Here is a 17255-nt window from a genome sequence, read left to right on the forward strand (position 1 = left end):
TTGCAACAACTTCTCACGGCAGAAAAAACAGATAAAAAAATCCGAAAGCCAACGCTTTCGGATTTCACTTTAATGCAATAACAAATTATTCCGCTTTTGCTCGGGTCGGTTCCGAATATACATGGCTGACAGCGCTGTGATGCCCTGCCGAACCTTTACCGTGGAAATAATAACGGGAGTCCTGCCATTCTACAATCGGATAAGGCGTGTTTCGCCCTTCCAGCGCTTTCGCCTGCGTCATTTCCGCCTTGGTATGCGACACCGCAGAAATCGTGCCTAATTGACCGGCAAAGGTATAAGTGCGGTCGGTTTCCGGCATAATTTCCACTGAAAGCGGTTTATTCTCAACTAGCGGTTGTTCAATCGGCATTACCGGTTCCGCTTCGATTTGCACAACATTCAGACGCTGCAAGGATTCCTGAACCTTTTTCTCGACCGATTCATTTGCAGGCTGTGGCACAAAATTTGCTAACGGTTTCGACTCGCTTTGTCCAGCCTCTACCAGCACTTCAGTAGCTGGCAGTACCACGGCAAGCTCTTCCGGTCGATTCTGTTGTTCAAGCAATTCATCTACGGATAAAAACGCATTGCTCTTGGCAGTATTGCTGTCTGTAAGATTAATCCACACTTTACCGCTTGCCAGTTCCGGTGATGCCACGGCGGCAAACAACGGCATCGGCGATTTAACCTCATTACCGTTATTGCGGCGACGCTGTTTGCTGACTCGCAAATGGCGCGGTAAACGGCGCTGACGATTATTATCGCGATTATCCCGACGTTTTTCGTTATCGGTGCTTTCTTCAGCGACAACCTCGGTGAGCGGCGCAATCGGATTTTCCGTCGCGGCTGTTTCCTCGACATTAAATTGCGGTGCCACTTCTTCCTGTGGCACAACTTCTGCTTGTGGTACGCTCTCCAGCTGCGCTACGGCTTCACCCGTTTTTTGCGGTGACGGATTTTCATTTTCGTTCACTCGCACTTTCTTACGCAAATCACGGCGCTGACGACGTTGCGGAGCCGGTGCCGACTCGCGACCTTCTGCATTTGCGGCCTGATTGTCCGCGGGCTCTTTAGGCTGCACCTCTTCAACGGTCTGCGCTTTCTTACGTTTATTGCGGTTTGAGCGCGCATTTTCCGGTGCTTTTTCCGCATTACGTTCGCTGCGCTCATTGTTTTCATCGCCGTTTTTACCGTTAGTCTGATTTTCATTCCGATTTCGGCGGCCGTTACGACGTTCCTGATTGCGGCGATTATTACGCTGAGTTTTATTATTGCGCGTTTCTTTCGGCTGTTCTTCTACCGTTTCAGCGGCAAACAGGCTTTTAATTTTAGCGATAATCCGCTCAAGCAAGGACGGTTTTTCCTCTTTGCGCTCAGTCGGCATCGGTGCCGGCGTATCAATAGCCAGAGAAACGGCGGCATTTTCTAGAATATTTTCCGTGGTAACCGCGGCGACTTCCGTATTACGATTTACCAGCGAGCCTTCCGCACTGAAACTGTCTTCTTCGTTTTCATGCAGTTTTGCCAGATTGTAACTTAATTCGTTCACATCTTCGCCGTCACGCACACGGAAAACACTGAATTGTGGCGTTTGCATCGTTTCACTCGGTGCCACCACAATATCCACATTATGACGTTTTTCAATACTGCTGATTGCACGACGTTTCTCATTCAGCAAGTAAGAGGCAATTTGCACCGGCACGATGGTATGAACCTGCTTGCTGTTTTCTTTCAGCGCTTCTTCTTCAAGCAAACGCAAAATGGATAACGACAGAGATTCATTGTCGCGAATTTTGCCCGTACCCTGACAACGCGGACACACATGGTGGGTCGATTCGCCCAGTGACGGGCTCAAACGCTGACGAGACATTTCCAGCAAACCGAAACGGGAAATACGGCTAATCTGAATACGCGCGCGATCCTGTCGTACCGCATCACGCATGCGATTTTCCACTTCGCGCTGATGGCGCACCGGCGTCATATCAATAAAATCGATCACAATCAAACCGCCCAAATCGCGCAGACGCAATTGGCGGGCAATTTCATCTGCCGCTTCTAAGTTAGTATTCAGCGCGGTTTCTTCAATATCACCACCGCGCGTGGAACGGGCGGAGTTAATATCAATTGCGGTTAAGGCTTCGGTGACATCAATCACAATTGAACCGCCGGACGGCAGACGCACTTCACGCTGGAACGCAGATTCAATTTGTGACTCGATTTGATAATGGCTAAATAACGGCACTTCGCCCTGATACAATTTAACCCGATTAATAAAATCCGGACGAACCAGTTTAATGTGCGCTTTCGCTTTTTCATAAATTTTCGGACTGTCGATTAAAATCTCACCGATATCACGACGCAAATAATCACGGATCGCACGGACGATCACATCGCTTTCCTGATGAATTAAAAACGGTGCGGGACGACTTTCGGACGCCTGTTTAATCGCTTCCCAATGGTGCAATAACACTTTTAAGTCCCATTGCAGTTCTTCCGGCGATTTACCGACCCCGGCAGTACGCACAATCAGACCGACGCCTTCAGGCACATCCAACGAACTTAACGCATCTTTCAATTCAAGACGTTCATCGCCCTCAATACGACGGGAAATCCCGCCGGCACGCGGATTATTCGGCATAATCACCAGATAACTGCCCGCCAGAGAAACGAAAGTGGTGAGCGCCGCCCCTTTGTTACCGCGTTCTTCTTTGTTGACCTGTACGATCACTTCCTGTCCTTCGCTTAAAATATCGCGAATATTCGGACGCCCCTGATAAACATAATCAGCCGGGAAATATTCGCGCGCAATTTCTTTCAGCGGAAGGAAACCGTGCCGTTCGGCACCATAATCGACAAAAGCGGCTTCAAGGCTTGGTTCTACGCGGGTAATGCGACCTTTATAGATGTTCGCTTTTTTTTGTTCGTGACCCGGACTTTCAATATCCAAATCAAATAAACGCTGCCCGTCCACCAGAGCAACGCGCAACTCTTCTTTTTGAGTTGCGTTAATCAGCATTCTTTTCATTAAATTGTCTCTTATATTTTCATAATTCTTGATTAAAAATAACCGCACTTTGCTTCGCAATCGACCTCGTGTCTGTCGCGCCATGTCAGTCTCCCGACCGTCAGTCGCTGGGTGCATTGACTGCGTTATCGGAATCAAATGCAAAGCGCAATATTCCGATAAAACAAAACCGATTAAACCGTCATTTTGCAAGCTGTCGTTTATCTTAATCAGACTAACTGATTGAACCCGCGATGTCTTATGCCGTATGCCGCATTGCCGGATTCAACGATATCCAACGCATTTTTAAGCTGTTTTTAGTTACTTAAAAAGCCGCCTTATTATCTACCGACAGGGCTATTTTGGCAAGGTAATTCCGTTATTTTATGGTATGATACGCGGCAATTTTATTGAGCATTGCGAAAAATCACATGAATAACGATAGCCAAGCAAAAATCATCAATCAGGGCGTAAAATTTCTGACCATTACAGAGGATGAAGCCGGACAGCGAGTGGATAATTATCTGGCGGCAAAATTAAAAGGCGTGCCGAAAAGCCTGATTTACCGCATTTTGCGCAAAGGCGAAGTGCGGGTCAATAAAGGCAGAATCAAACCGGAGTATAAATTACAACAGGGCGATGTCGTACGGCTGCCTCCGGTACGCGTTGCGGATAAAGCGCAAGCGCCCATCTCAAAAAACTTAAACCAAGTTGCCCGACTGGAACATCAGATTATTTTTGAGGACGATTGTCTGCTGGTGCTGAACAAGCCCTCAGGCATTGCCGTGCACGGCGGCAGCGGGCTGAATTTCGGTGTGATCGAGGCATTACGCGCGCTACGTCCGCAAGCCCGCTTTCTGGAACTGGTACATCGTCTGGATCGCGATACCTCAGGCATTTTGCTGATCGCTAAAAAACGCGCTGCACTGCGCAATCTGCATCAACAGCTGCGTGACAAAACAGTGCAGAAAGACTATTTGGCGCTAGTGCGCGGGCAGTGGCAATCCCATTGCAAAATGATTCAAGCACCGTTACTGAAAAACGAATTGACCGGCGGCGAACGTATCGTCAGAGTTGACGAACAGGGTAAGCCGTCGGAAACCCGTTTCAGCATTGAAGAACGTTACGCCGAGGCAACCTTAATCAAAGCCTCACCGGTTACTGGGCGAACCCATCAAATCCGCGTACATACCCAATATGCCGGTCATCCTATTGCGCTGGATAATAAATACGGTGATAAAAATTTCGACCAAAAAATGACCGCACTTGGTTTAAATCGCCTGTTTTTGCATGCTTATGCAATCCGCTTCGCTCATCCTAAATCGGGGGAGCTGCTGCATTTAACCGCGCCACTGGACGAGACAATGAAAGCGCTGCTAAAAACCTTACGTGAAACGAAATAAAACGCCGCATCCGCCAAACAAAAAAGCCCCGCCTGGTGCGGGACTTTATTCCGGTTTGAGTTTGATTAACTCATTAGATATTTTGGTTAACAAAATTCGCCAACTGATTTTTCGGTAGCGCACCGACCTGAGTTGCCGCCGCTTTTCCCTCTTTAAACAACATTAATGTCGGGATGCTGCGCACGCCGAATTTTGCTGGGGTTTCCTGATTTTCATCAATATTGATTTTAACCACTTTCACTTTGCCGCCGAACTCAGCTGCCAATTCGTCCAAAATCGGCGCAACCATACGGCACGGACCGCACCATGGCGCCCAGAAATCTAATAATACCGGCACATCGGATCTCAATACATCCTGTTCAAATGTCGCATCTGTTGTATGTAATACTTCACTCATTTTTATTTCCTTTGTTGTAAACCATGTCTCATAATATGGTGACATTATTGTTAAATTCAAGTGCGGTGATAATAACACAAAGATCATCGCCTCCGCACTAATCTTTCGATAGTCAAAGACTAAGAAGATAATACGGCATTGGCACAAGGCTGACCGGTCTGCAAAGTATAAATATTCGATAATGTCACATCGGAAATACTGATTAACGCCTCTTCGGTCAAAAACGCCTGATGACCGGTCAATAACACGTTGTGACAGGCGGACAGACGACGGAAAATATCATCTTGAATCACTTCATTGGATTTGTCTTCAAAGAACAACTCGCGTTCATTTTCATAAACGTCCATCCCCAATGAACCGATTCGACGCTGTTTCAGCGCATCTATCGCCGCCTGAGTATCAATCAGTGTGCCGCGGCTAGTATTAATGATCATCACGCCATCACGCATTTGGGCAAACGCATCGCGGTTCAGCAAATGATAATTCTCCGGCGTAGCGGGACAATGCAGCGTGATCACGTGGGATTTGGCATATAATTCGTCCAATTCGACATATTGTGCGCCCAGATCTTCCGCCATCGGATTTTTAAACGGATCATGAGCCAGAATCTGCATGCCGAACCCTTTTAAAATACGCATTACCGCCACGCCGATTTTACCGGTGCCGATCACCCCGACGGTACGCCCGTGCATATTAAACCCGATCAATCCTTCCAGCGAAAAATTGGCTTCACGGGTACGCTGATAAGCGCGGTGAATGTGGCGGTTTAAGGTCAACATCAGCCCCACTGTATGTTCAGCAACGGCTTCCGGCGAATAAGCCGGTACGCGCACTACTTTCAAACCGAGTTCCTGCGCCGCTTTTAAATCCACATTATTAAACCCAGCACAGCGCAACGCCACCATTTTCACACCAAGTGCGGCCAGTTTTTCCAACACTTTGCGACTGCCGTCATCATTAACAAAAATACAGACTACATCGCAATATTCCGCCATTTTGGCCGTATTTTCGTTCAACATAAAGTCAAAAAACTCAATCTCAAAACCGTATTTAACATTCACCAGTTCTAAATATTTACGGTCATAACTTTTGGTGCTATAGACTGCGATTTTCATATTCACCTCCTATCCAGTGAAAACTCCGTGTCATTTTATCCGTTTAACTGTGCGAAAGCCTGCTGCAAATCGGCTTGAATATCTTCTACATTCTCCAGCCCTACGGAAAAACGCAGTAAACGGTTGCACACGCCGCGCGCAATACGTTCTGCGGCGGGAATATCCATGTGAGTCTGAGTCGCCGGATAGGTGATAAAACTTTCCGTACCGCCAAGGCTTTCGGCAAAGGTAATCAGTTTCAAGGCTTTTAAAAACGGATTTACCCAGTTTTCATCCTGCAAACGGAAAGACAGCATGCCGCCCTTGTTCGGATATAACACATCGGTGACCTGCGGCTGAGCACGTAAAAACGCTACCAACTCTTTGGCATTTTTTTCATGCCGTTCCATGCGCAACGCCAGCGTTTTCATCCCGCGGATCGTCAACCAGCTATCAAACGGCGACAACACTGCGCCGGCACCGTTTTGAATATAAAACAAACGTTCGCCCAATTCCTGACCTTTCGACACAATCAGACCGACCAACGCATCATTATGACCGGCGAGATATTTAGTACCGCTGTGAATCACAATATCCGCACCGTGCTCAAGCGGACGGAATAACACTGGCGTTAGGAAAGTATTATCCACAATCAATAATAAGTGATGTTTTTTCGCAATCGCCGAAATCTGTGCCACATCACATTCTTCCATCAACGGATTGGATGGTGTTTCCACAAAAATGGCTTTAGTGTTCGGCGTAATCGCCGCTTCAATCGCCTGTGGCGATGCGGTATCAACATAAACCGGCTTAACGCCGTGATTATTTTTATAGGCGAAATCCAACAAACGATAAGTTCCGCCGTACACATCGCTGGACACAATCCATTCGTCTGGCGCGGTAAATAGCGACATCAGCAGCTGAATCGCCGCCATACCGGAGGCGCAGGCAAAACCGCGATCCCCACCTTCCAGCGCGGCGATAGTGTCTTCCAGCACAGTGCGGGTCGGGTTTTTGGTGCGGGTATAATCATATCCGGTACTCTCGCCAATACCGCGGTGACCATATGCAGTGGAAAGGAAAATCGGCGTAGAAACCGCGCCAGTCCGTTCGTCGGTTCGGTTGCCGGCTTGGGCTAACAAAGTATCGATTTTATATTGCTGGGTCATAATTCCTCACTAAAATTATCAAAAAATGCACCGCACTTTATAGCCTGTTTAATCTGTCGCTATCCGGCAATCGGCGCATATCAATCCGAAAAATGAATTGTCACATTCTGGCACAAACTCAGTCACGATAAAAGCAGATTTTCGTTTTCCTTGATACAATTCAGTTATCGCTTATGCGGATCTGCAACCCGTCTTTTCCATCTTTCGGTTTGCATTTTTTTTCAGCAGTCAGGCATTTTTTTTCATCCTGCCCGTTGACAGATTGCCAGAAGTCAGTAAAATGCACGCCACTGACAGCGAATGTGTTGCAGCGCAAGCGGGAATAGCTCAGTTGGTAGAGCACGACCTTGCCAAGGTCGGGGTCGCGAGTTCGAGCCTCGTTTCCCGCTCCAATCTACGCTACGGCGTGTTAGCAAAGCGGTTATGCACTGGATTGCAAATCCATGTAGCTCGGTTCGACTCCGGGACACGCCTCCATTATGCAACCGCAGTCAGAATGTCTTGCCCGAGTGGTGAAATCGGTAGACACAAGGGATTTAAAATCCCTCGGCTTTCGAGCTGTGGCGGTTCAAGTCCGCCCTCGGGCACCATTTAATTAAACTGTATCTACAAATCAGATAGTTATAGTTTACATCCTTAACTGGCTTAAAATTATTAAGCATCCTGTAATTGTATAGTGATTATAATCGATACTTCTTATTAACTTAATTTTTCGTCAACCGTGTTAAAATATGAGCAGGTTTGCCACTTTTTCATACCGTTTTTGTCAATTATTCTATAGGATAAGGCAAAAATAAAATCAATCTTTTCAATACGATATCAAACTTCGAAATATTGCTAACATACAAGCTTTATATCATTAATATTAAAGCGAATTCGAGGACCTAACACAGCTTTCCTAGATTTAATGCCATTAATGAGAATACAATTAAATTATAAAGATCTTGTAAAATATTTTTATTGTAAAAACACTTATAACCTAAAAAGGTTAACTATAATTTCTTAAATAGCTTAATAATTTTGTTATACAGCTTTTGAAATGCCTTTTAATATTTTCTAATAGCTTTATTTTTTTACCTTTGCTAATTTACTACCTGAACCTTTTTAGCTTTTTGTGTATGTTACAAATAATATGAATATAACGCAGGGTATTGCCGCCAGTCAGATGAATGCTGCGCTTGGTACGATGAAACAACGGCACGCCGATTTTCTGTTCCAGCAGTTTTAAAGATTGACTGGCGGAAGGCACGGCAATCTGCAATTTACGTGCCGCCGCTGAGATGCTGCTTTCTTGGGCGATAGTTTGGAAGACATTGAGTTGCCCGTAGAATGAATTGTCCATTGTTTGTTTCTGCCTAATATTGTTTTTGCTATATTGTATCTAATCATCATAAATCTTTTCGTTATAATACACCGCATCAGCAAGCGGTTAAGCTTAGAAATGCTTAAAAAACAACCGCACTTTTAGGACTGTTAAGCATGGCAATGACCACCCAAACCGCGCCGATTATCAATCTGTTCGAGCTCGGCATTCAAAACGGCAAGAGCGCGCAATATGATGCCATGGGCGAGCACAATATCAGCACCTCCATTCAAGATGAAAAAGGCACACTGGCGATGTATTCGGTGAAACAAAAAGCCGATGCGAGCATGGCGTACATGGTGGAAATTTATGCCGATGAAAACGCTTATGAAACCCACCGCACTTCGCCGCAATATAAGGCGTTTTTAACCGCTTCGCCGGAGATTTTAACGGATCATAAAAAACATACCATGCTGGAACCGCAGTTTTCAGCGGATAAAAAAGTGCAGCAAACGGACGAAACCCGCACTAATTTGGTGATTGTGGATGTGAAACCGTCGGAAAATGACAAATTTAAAGCCGTTGTCTTGCCGGAAATGGAGAAATCCCTGAACGTGGAACCGGGCGTGCTGGCGATGTATGCCGCCACCGTGAAAGAACAGCCGAATCGCTGGGTGTTCTTTGAAATTTACGCCAACGATGAGGCTTATGCGGCACACCGCGAAACCCCGCATTTTAAAGATTATTTAAAACAAACTGGTGATATGTTGCAGGATAAGCAAAGTATCGAAATCCGTCCGACCTATTTGGGTAACAAAGGTGGTTTGGCCTTCGACGGTTCAACGAATAAATAAGGCAGGCTTACGATGAAAAAATTTTTGTTAACCGCCTTGGCGCTCAGCCTCGGCTTTTCCGTCGCCGCGCAGGAGTTACGCACCTTGGATTTGGTGGATCCCGATGATTCAACACGGACGGGTTCAACTGGGCAACTGGCTGGAGAAATGCGCCATTAAATTAAAAGCGATTTGACCGTCTCTTTTTTCATCTCTTATCTCACCACCGGTGCCTGAATGCTATTTCAGGTGCCATGTTTTTTCTTCTATTCTTCATTTTTCCTAAAACTGAATTTGTGATTTACCGGCTAATTTGTAAAATCAAAGTCCGTATAATAAATGCACAACAGGCGGGACGTTAAAAACACCGACAAAAACGACCGCACTTTTTATCTGAATGACAGGAGAAAACCATATTAGAACTCAATGACAAAGTCGCGTTAATCACTGGCGGCTCGGGTATCAGGCGTAGCATCGCCAAAACTATGGCGCAGCATGAAAATATCCATTACATCGTTGCCGATGTAGAAAAATCGGATGACATCACACGGGTACAGGCGGAAATCGAAAGCCGTTTCAGTTGCTTTTTCGAACTGGACGAAATTGCCAAAATCGTCGGTATTATGTAGCCGTTGCTCAAAATCTCGTAAGGGCACACACATCGCTCCGCCCCTACATTTAAAACCTTTGTATAACTACTACATAATATCGGGAAGATGGGTTAAAAACTCCATGAAAAAATAGCCCTAATTATAAATAATTAGGGCTATTCGTTTTAAAAATTAAATTATTGTTGTTTTTCTTTTCCGAAAGGCTCGATCATGGTTAACAATAAACATAATGTAATGAAAGAGCTGATGGATAAGAAAATAAACACTTGTTCCCAACCATAGGTATCTAAAAGCAAGCCCACCACGAATGGAGAAACAGCACCGCCAATTGAACCTACAGTGTTAACGATGGATGCAGCAAGCGGTACTTTCGCTTTCGCCACTAATCCCATTGGATAAACTAAGAAAGTTGAATAACCAATATTTAATAAAATTCCAGTTAAGAAGAATAATACGCCAATAACGACAGGAATAGCGGGAACATTAATTAACAAATACATCATAATCACTGTGGATGCAGTGGTAATTAACATTACTGGTTTTCTTCTGCGATTAAAGAATTTATCGGATAAATACCCGCCAATAATATTCCCTAAAATTGCGCCAACCCAAGGTGCGGCTGCCACAATCCCCATACTCTTGATGGATAAGCCTTTTTCATTTAATAAATAGGTTGGTACCCAAGTCATAATAGAATAAGTAATCCCCACCATTAGACCATATCCAATTGCACAAGCCCAGTTATTCCAAGAAAATAAAATAGAACGGTTGTCATCTAATAATTCAACTTCTTTACGACGAATTAATTTATCTAACCAAATATTTTCTTTCACTTCAGTAGCCGCTGATTTTTTATCAGTGGCAGCAGGAGCATCTGAATTTAAAATGTAATCACATTCTTCTTTTGAGCAATATTTACTTTCTCTTGGATCGTCTTTAACAATAACCCACCAAACAATAGAAAGTAAAATTCCAGGCACCGCAAAAATATAGAAAACTTCGCGCCACCCCCAAGTAAGAATAATAAAAGTACAAAGTGGTGGAACAAATGCAGGCGCAAATTTAATGGCGGACATAAAGATCCCCGTTGCTAAGCCTTTTTCTTTTGCAGGGAACCAACGGTTAATGGTTGATACGATACCAATGTTTAATGGACCCTCTGCAGCACCAAGAATAGCGCGGAAAATTTTCAATTGTATAACATTAGTCGCAAAACCCATCACTAAGGTTGAAAGTGAAGTTAAAATCATGGCACCAGAGAAAATTTTTCTTACACCATATTTACTAAACAAGAAACCGATAGGAATTTGAATCGCGGCATAAGTGATATAGAATAAGGTTGCCATTAATCCAATATCAACGTTGGTTAAATGGAAATCTTCTTTAATAAAAGGAACAACCACACCAATGTTTGCACGGTCAGCACCCGCAATCATATACACTAAGAAAAAGATAACGGCAATAACCCAGCGGAACTTCCCGATTTTTTTAGGTGGTGATTGCTCTTTAGTATTTTCACTCATAGTAAAACTCCAAATCTACATTTAAATTTCAATTAAAATTTATAGTAATCGTCAATAATTTCAGTGCCAATTTTGGCAAGGGATTTATCTACCCAAGTTCTGTCGTAGCAACCATTTTCAATATCTTTGAAAATTTGTTTTTCTTTTTCACCAACAGCAATAGTTTCTTTTAAAATTTCTTCAGCTTTGTCAGCTGGTACAAAAACCACACCATCACAATCGCCAACAACAATATCACCAGGACGAACGACTGCGCCGCCACAAGAAATCACCGTATTAATTTCACCTGGACCATCTTTATAAGGACCCATTGCTGCGTAGCCTTTAGAGAACACAGGGAAATCATCTAATTCAGCAAGACCGCCGTAATCACGAATTGAACCATCAACAATCATGCCAGCGATACCACGTTTTCTAGCGTGACGTGCAATAATTTCGCCTAAAATTGAGTTGGTGACATCGCCTTGAGCGTCAATAACAATGACATCGCCCGGTTGTGCCATATCAATGGCTTTATGTAAAAATAAATTGTCACCGGGACGTACTTTTACCGTAAATGCACAACCTACAATAGTCATCTCAGGTTTAACGGCTTTAATGGATGAATGTGCACAAAACATACGAGACATATTGTCTGCAATATTTGGCACAGGAAGATTTTTGAATTGTTGAATTAATTCTGGGGAAGGACGGTTGATTTTTGTATAAATACGATTTCCAAGAGTAGTCATTTTCACCTCATAAATGAATAAAAAAGTTCAAACAAACAATAAACGTGTTTCATTCTAATCAGATTAAATAAGAAAACAAAGTAAAAATACTTAAAAATTGGTAGGATTTAACATAAAAAGAACAATTGAAGGATTAAGAGGGGTTATTAATTCAAATAAAAAACATTTATTTAACAAATTAAATAAAATAATGGGTTGCTTTATAAAAAATTTGAGCGCCAACTGCATCCTCTGTGCAGTGAAGACAACATCGCCCTTATGCTCTACAGCGCCCTTGCCAGTGAATGCTTGTCCCGCCTGTCGGGCACAACTACCAAGCATGCCGAAGAAGACATCTATGCCAAAGGCAAATACGACACCACTGAATTACAACTTTCTGCCAAAGATGCGGCTTATCTGAAAGAAACCTACCAACCGCATCGCCTCGCCGGCATCATGGCGCAAAATACGCCTCAAACCAAAGATGTCAAACAGGCGTGGACGCGCTAGAAAATTTTAGCAAGTTAGAATAAGTTATTTAGACTGTACATAATAAAAGATAGGCGCATTAAATGGCTTTTTATCTCTTTCATTCTTGTTTTTGGACAAAATCAGTCCGGTGATAACATATCAAATTTAATAAAAACCTCTTTGCCGACAGACAATAGTCTGTCTACAAATAAAAAAGTAGTGACTATTTCATATAAGAAAACCCTATCCATAACGGCAGGCTGGCACTGATAAACAACAGAATCAATAACGCGTTATAATCCAAGCTGCGTTTGAGGAAAATATGCAGCCCGATGATCCCCGCAATCAGCAAATGTAAGACGAAATACAAACCTAGCGCCAATTCATTGGCAAAAACTACCGCACTTGTAAACGCGTAAGCCAATAACGCTAGCACAATCAACGCATTGATTAACAATAAAATCAGCATGGCAAAGGGAAATAAAGCGATCAGCGCCCGCAGACGGTTTTTCGCCGTCACCAACGCAATATTGGTCAGAATCACGCCCGTCAGCAGTTGTGCGGTTAAGTTATATTGCATCGTATCCAGCAACGGTAATTCGATAAACATCAGCGCATAGGTGAGCATGCCTAATCCCGCCAACAAAGCACCGAGCATTAAAAGTGATTTGCGCATCTGTGCCTCCTGCGGCTGTAGCCAAATCGCCAGCGTAACGGCAATGCCACACAGACTGACAATATCCGTCAGCACATAGTGATAATTGGAAAACAGGCTTAACACAAGCCATAACGTCCAATACATCAGAAAATAAAGATTGACCCTCACCAAGCGCGCGCGTTGTCCGTTACAAATTTCACCTTTCGCAAATACCAGAATACACAACAGTTGTGCCGTCAACACGGCAAAACTCAAATGAGCCAGCGCTTTGGACTGCGCTTGTAAATACAAGGCGAAAATATCTAACAGACAAAGCAGCAGCACCGGAATAAAAGATAATGCCGCGGTTAAAGGTTTCGATTGTTGTTCTGACATAAAAATTTCCTACTCGGGACGATTGAGGCGCACATTATGCAAAAATTTAAAAGTGCGGTCAAAAATAAGCGTATTTCAATCTTTCGCTTCACTGGCATTTTGTCCGATTCCTCTCTAAAATACGCCAAAACGGACCGCACTTTTTATCAGGAGCCTTATGCTGCTCAGCATTTTATATATTATCGGCATCACCGCCGAAGCAATCACCGGCGCACTGGCGGCCGGACGGGAGAAAATGGATATTTTCGGGGTAATTATTATCGCCTCGATGACAGCTATCGGCGGTGGCTCGGTGCGCGATGTACTGCTCGGTCATTATCCGCTCGGTTGGGTGAAAAATCCGCATTATTTTTTAATCGTGGCAAGCGCTGCCGTCTTAACCGTGGTTATCGCGCCGTTGATTAAACATTTTATTCACTATTTCCGCACTGTCTTTTTGGTGTTGGACGCGCTGGGGCTGATCGTCTTTTCGATTATCGGCGCACAGATCGCGCTGGATATGGGACACAGCATGACGATTGCCATTATCGCCGCAATTATTACCGGTGCATTCGGCGGCGTTTTGCGCGATTTATTGTGCAACCGTATTCCGCTGGTCTTTCAAAAAGAACTCTATGCCAGTGTCGCGCTGCTGGCGGCAATCATTTATATCGGCTTACAGCAGCTGCATATTAATCAAAATCTGGTCATTATCGTCACGCTGGTAAGTGGCTTTATCATCCGTTTACTGGCAATTTATTTTGAATGGGGGCTGCCGGTGTTCGATTATCAGGAAACGCCTATCGCAGCCAAAGAAAACACCGACAAATTACCGCAAAAAACCAAATAGGATCAGTTATGACAGATTTAATCGAAATGGGAAAACAGGCTAAACAGGCGGCTTTCGTTCTCGCTCAGTTATCGGCAAAAGACAAAAACAACGCCCTACTGCTGATTGCCGAACAGTTGGAAACGCAAGCTGACACAATCCTGGCTGCCAATGCACAGGATATCGCACAAGCCAAACAAAACGGGCTTTGCGCAGCATTGCTCGATCGCCTGCTGCTGACCGAAGCGCGCCTGCGCGCTATCGCCGAGGATGTCCGTCATGTCGTATCGCTGGCCGATCCAGTCGGCAAAATTATCGACGGCGGCACGCTGGACAGTGGATTAAAAATCGAACGTGTACGTGTGCCTCTGGGCGTAATCGGTACCATTTATGAGGCACGCCCGAATGTGACCATTGACACCGCTGCCCTGTGTTTAAAAACCGGCAATGCGGTTATTCTGCGCGGCGGCAAAGAAACCCGCCATTCAAATGCCGCGCTGGTTGGCGTGATACAGCAGGCGCTGCAACAAGCCGATTTGCCGAAACATGCCGTACAGGCGATTACTGATCCCGATCGCGAACTGGTGCTGCAATTACTCAAACTGGATCGTTACGTTGATATGATTATTCCGCGCGGCGGTGCCGGTCTGCACGCACTTTGCAAACAGCATTCCCACATTCCGGTAATTACCGGCGGTGTCGGTGTATGCCATATTTTCGTGGAACAAAGTGCCGATTTACAGCGCGCTTTAGCCCTAATTGCCAATGCCAAAACACAGCGCCCCAGCACCTGTAATACGCTGGAAACTCTGCTGGTACAGCGCAGTATCGCAGCCGATTTCCTGCCTCGGCTCGCCGCTTACTTAAAGGATAAACAGGTAAAATTTCACGCCGATCCGACCGCACTTGCGCTTTTACAGCAAACCGGCGCCGAGGTTGTGGCGGTACAGGAAGCGGAACTGCGCCAAGAATGGGGGTCACCGGATTTAAACGTCGTGATTGTACAAGACATCGAACAGGCCGTTGCCCACATTGCCGAATACGGCACGCAACATTCGGAGGCAATTCTAACCGCCTCACAGCAGCTCGCCCGGCAATTCGTCAATCAGGTGGATGCCGCTGCTGTGTACATTAATGCCAGCACCCGTTTCACCGACGGCGGACAATTCGGGCTGGGCGCGGAAGTGGCGGTCAGCACGCAGAAACTGCACGCGCGCGGTCCGATGGGATTGGAGGCACTAACCTCATACAAATGGATTGGTAGCGGCGATTATCTGGTTCGCAGCTAATTAAAAATTATTCGATTTTAATCGTCAAAAACCAAGAATAACAGAACGCCATTTAACAGAATGGCGTTTTTCTTTTATTTTATAAAAAAATATTTGACAATCTTTGTTTAAATCGTTATCTGTATTGTTGAACACAATATCGCTTACCATTAATTATTAAGGAATTAACCTATGCCTAATCTTTCAGTAGCTAAATTCGGCGGCACCAGCGTCGCCAATTATGCCGCTATGCGTGCCTGCGCGGAAATCGTCATTGCCGACCCCGCCACGCGCGTCGTGGTACTTTCCGCCTCGGCCGGCGTTACCAATTTATTAGTTGCACTCGCCAACGGTTGCGATGCGGCAGAACAAGCCAAACGGATGGCGGAAGTACGCCAAATTCAGGAAAACATTTTAAATGAATTGCAGGATGCCACGCAGGTTCGTCATAAAGTGGAGACCATCCTCGGCACCATTGAAAGCCTGGCGGAAGCCGCCAGTTTGGCGACTTCCCCGGCGCTTACCGACGAATTAATCTGCCAGGGTGAGATGATGTCCACCTTAATTTTCGTGCAGGTACTGAAAGAACTGCATGCCAACGCTACGTGGATCGATGTACGCACAGTCGTTGCCACCAACAGCCATTTCGGCAAAGCCGCACCGAATGACGAACAAACCCGTAGAAACAGCGACAATATTCTGAAACCCTTGCTTGATCGCGGCGAACTGGTGATCACACAAGGTTTTATCGGTCGTGATCCACAAGGTAAAACCACCACCTTGGGGCGCGGCGGCAGCGATTATTCCGCAGCGCTACTGGCGGAAGTATTAGATGCCAAAGATGTATTAATCTGGACCGATGTCGCCGGCATTTACACCACCGACCCGCGCATTGTGCCGAACGCACGTCGCATTGATACCATGAGTTTTGCCGAAGCGGCGGAAATGGCGACTTTCGGCGCCAAAGTTTTGCACCCGGCAACCCTGCTGCCAGCGGTGCGCAGCAATATTCCGGTTTACGTCGGTTCCAGCAAAGCGCCACAAGACGGCGGCACATGGGTCACGCGCGATCCGCAGCCGCGTCCGACTTTCCGTGCCATCGCCCTGCGCCGCGATCAGACCCTGCTCACCCTGTCCAGCCTCAGCATGCTGCATGCGCAGGGTTTTCTAGCCAATGTGTTCAGCATTCTGGCAAAACACAAAATTTCGGTGGATACCATTACGACTTCTGAAGTCAGTGTTGCGCTGACGCTGGATAAAACCGGCTCCGCCTCTTCCGGCGCTAATATGCTATCCGGCGAGTTGCTCGCCGAATTAAGCGAAGTATCCAGCGTAAAAGTGGATACCGGGCTGTCGCTGGTGGCGTTGGTCGGCAATGATTTGCATATTACTGCCGGGCTGGCAAAACGGATTTTCGGCACGCTGGAAACCTACAATATCCGCATGATCAGTTACGGCGCCAGCAGCAATAATGTCTGCATGCTGGTGCAAAGCGAACAAGCGGACGATGTCGTACGCGCACTGCATAAAAACCTGTTTGAAGCATAGCGGCAAAAGAGCGGTAAAATCACCGCTCTTTTTTACTGCCGGAAAAGATACAAAGAAAATAACGATTTGGATTGAGATTA

16 protein-coding genes and 3 tRNA genes are annotated in these 17255 nt (G+C 45.5%); 11 read left to right on the plus strand and 8 right to left on the minus strand.

What is annotated here, in order from left to right; genetic code table 11:
- Positions 1–85 precede the first annotated feature (85 nt).
- Positions 86–3025 (minus strand): ribonuclease E, encoded by a 2940-nt coding sequence (gene rne, locus BN3349_RS03280; RefSeq protein WP_040975893.1) that lies wholly within the window; start codon positions 3023–3025, stop codon positions 86–88.
- A gap of 410 nt (positions 3026–3435) precedes the next feature.
- Between rne and rluC the strand changes: the two genes are divergently transcribed.
- Complete coding sequence (rluC, locus tag BN3349_RS03285; protein ID WP_040976025.1) at positions 3436–4407, plus strand: 23S rRNA pseudouridine(955/2504/2580) synthase RluC; 972 nt, start codon at positions 3436–3438, stop codon at positions 4405–4407.
- A gap of 73 nt (positions 4408–4480) precedes the next feature.
- Here rluC and trxA read toward each other — a convergent pair whose 3' ends face one another.
- The 3 genes from trxA to BN3349_RS03300 form a co-directional block, all read right to left on the minus strand.
- On the minus strand, positions 4481–4804 hold the full coding sequence (trxA, locus tag BN3349_RS03290) for a thioredoxin TrxA (protein ID WP_040975895.1): 324 nt from the start codon (positions 4802–4804) through the stop codon (positions 4481–4483).
- Positions 4805–4923: 119 nt separating this feature from the next.
- Positions 4924–5919, minus strand: coding sequence for a 2-hydroxyacid dehydrogenase (locus tag BN3349_RS03295; protein WP_040975897.1), 996 nt, complete (start codon positions 5917–5919; stop codon positions 4924–4926).
- Positions 5920–5954: 35 nt separating this feature from the next.
- Positions 5955–7067, minus strand: a complete 1113-nt coding sequence (locus tag BN3349_RS03300) for a methionine biosynthesis PLP-dependent protein (protein ID WP_040975899.1) — start codon at positions 7065–7067, stop codon at positions 5955–5957.
- A 316-nt stretch (positions 7068–7383) separates the two neighbouring features.
- Between BN3349_RS03300 and BN3349_RS03310 the strand changes: the two genes are divergently transcribed.
- From BN3349_RS03310 to BN3349_RS03320, 3 genes are all read left to right on the plus strand, one after another.
- Positions 7384–7459, plus strand: a tRNA-Gly gene (locus BN3349_RS03310).
- An 11-nt stretch (positions 7460–7470) separates the two neighbouring features.
- Positions 7471–7544, plus strand: a tRNA-Cys gene (locus BN3349_RS03315).
- A 26-nt stretch (positions 7545–7570) separates the two neighbouring features.
- Positions 7571–7657, plus strand: a tRNA-Leu gene (locus tag BN3349_RS03320).
- Between the two features lie 500 nt (positions 7658–8157).
- On the opposite strand, the gene BN3349_RS03325 is transcribed toward BN3349_RS03320, so the two are convergent.
- The gene (locus BN3349_RS03325) at positions 8158–8409 is read right to left on the minus strand and encodes a helix-turn-helix domain-containing protein (protein WP_032109500.1); all 252 of its coding nucleotides are present in this window, start codon (positions 8407–8409) and stop codon (positions 8158–8160) included.
- A gap of 143 nt (positions 8410–8552) precedes the next feature.
- Between BN3349_RS03325 and BN3349_RS03330 the strand changes: the two genes are divergently transcribed.
- The 3 genes from BN3349_RS03330 (at position 8553) to BN3349_RS12020 (ending at position 9832) form a co-directional block, all read left to right on the plus strand.
- The gene (locus tag BN3349_RS03330) at positions 8553–9224 is read left to right on the plus strand and encodes a putative quinol monooxygenase (protein ID WP_245853732.1); all 672 of its coding nucleotides are present in this window, start codon (positions 8553–8555) and stop codon (positions 9222–9224) included.
- A gap of 12 nt (positions 9225–9236) precedes the next feature.
- Complete coding sequence (locus BN3349_RS12015; RefSeq protein WP_180334830.1) at positions 9237–9383, plus strand: hypothetical protein; 147 nt, start codon at positions 9237–9239, stop codon at positions 9381–9383.
- A gap of 305 nt (positions 9384–9688) precedes the next feature.
- Positions 9689–9832 (plus strand): hypothetical protein, encoded by a 144-nt coding sequence (locus BN3349_RS12020; RefSeq protein ID WP_180334831.1) that lies wholly within the window; start codon positions 9689–9691, stop codon positions 9830–9832.
- A gap of 158 nt (positions 9833–9990) precedes the next feature.
- Here BN3349_RS12020 and BN3349_RS03335 read toward each other — a convergent pair whose 3' ends face one another.
- Together BN3349_RS03335 and BN3349_RS03340 are read right to left on the minus strand one after the other, a co-directional pair.
- On the minus strand, positions 9991–11337 hold the full coding sequence (locus BN3349_RS03335; protein ID WP_040975902.1) for an MFS transporter: 1347 nt from the start codon (positions 11335–11337) through the stop codon (positions 9991–9993).
- 32 nt (positions 11338–11369) lie between these two features.
- Entirely contained in the window at positions 11370–12068 is a 699-nt protein-coding gene (locus tag BN3349_RS03340) for an RraA family protein (RefSeq protein ID WP_040975903.1), read from the minus strand.
- A gap of 258 nt (positions 12069–12326) precedes the next feature.
- Between BN3349_RS03340 and BN3349_RS03345 the strand changes: the two genes are divergently transcribed.
- Positions 12327–12557 carry a hypothetical protein gene (locus BN3349_RS03345; RefSeq protein ID WP_040975904.1) on the plus strand — a complete coding sequence of 77 codons (231 nt, stop codon included), beginning with the start codon at positions 12327–12329 and terminating at the stop codon, positions 12555–12557.
- 184 nt (positions 12558–12741) lie between these two features.
- On the opposite strand, the gene BN3349_RS03350 is transcribed toward BN3349_RS03345, so the two are convergent.
- Positions 12742–13551, minus strand: a complete 810-nt coding sequence (locus BN3349_RS03350) for an HI_1241 family integral membrane domain (RefSeq protein ID WP_040975905.1) — start codon at positions 13549–13551, stop codon at positions 12742–12744.
- Positions 13552–13708: 157 nt separating this feature from the next.
- Between BN3349_RS03350 and BN3349_RS03355 the strand changes: the two genes are divergently transcribed.
- The 3 genes from BN3349_RS03355 to lysC all read left to right on the plus strand — a co-directional run bounded on the left by BN3349_RS03355 (position 13709) and on the right by lysC (position 17175).
- Complete coding sequence (locus BN3349_RS03355; RefSeq protein WP_040975906.1) at positions 13709–14380, plus strand: trimeric intracellular cation channel family protein; 672 nt, start codon at positions 13709–13711, stop codon at positions 14378–14380.
- Between the two features lie 8 nt (positions 14381–14388).
- The gene (proA, locus tag BN3349_RS03360) at positions 14389–15648 is read left to right on the plus strand and encodes a glutamate-5-semialdehyde dehydrogenase (RefSeq protein ID WP_040975908.1); all 1260 of its coding nucleotides are present in this window, start codon (positions 14389–14391) and stop codon (positions 15646–15648) included.
- 171 nt (positions 15649–15819) lie between these two features.
- Complete coding sequence (gene lysC / locus BN3349_RS03365; protein ID WP_040975910.1) at positions 15820–17175, plus strand: lysine-sensitive aspartokinase 3; 1356 nt, start codon at positions 15820–15822, stop codon at positions 17173–17175.
- The last annotated feature ends 80 nt before the right edge of the window (positions 17176–17255 follow it).

The organism is Necropsobacter massiliensis (genome assembly GCF_000827595.2).
GTDB classification, from domain to species: domain Bacteria; phylum Pseudomonadota; class Gammaproteobacteria; order Enterobacterales; family Pasteurellaceae; genus Necropsobacter; species Necropsobacter massiliensis.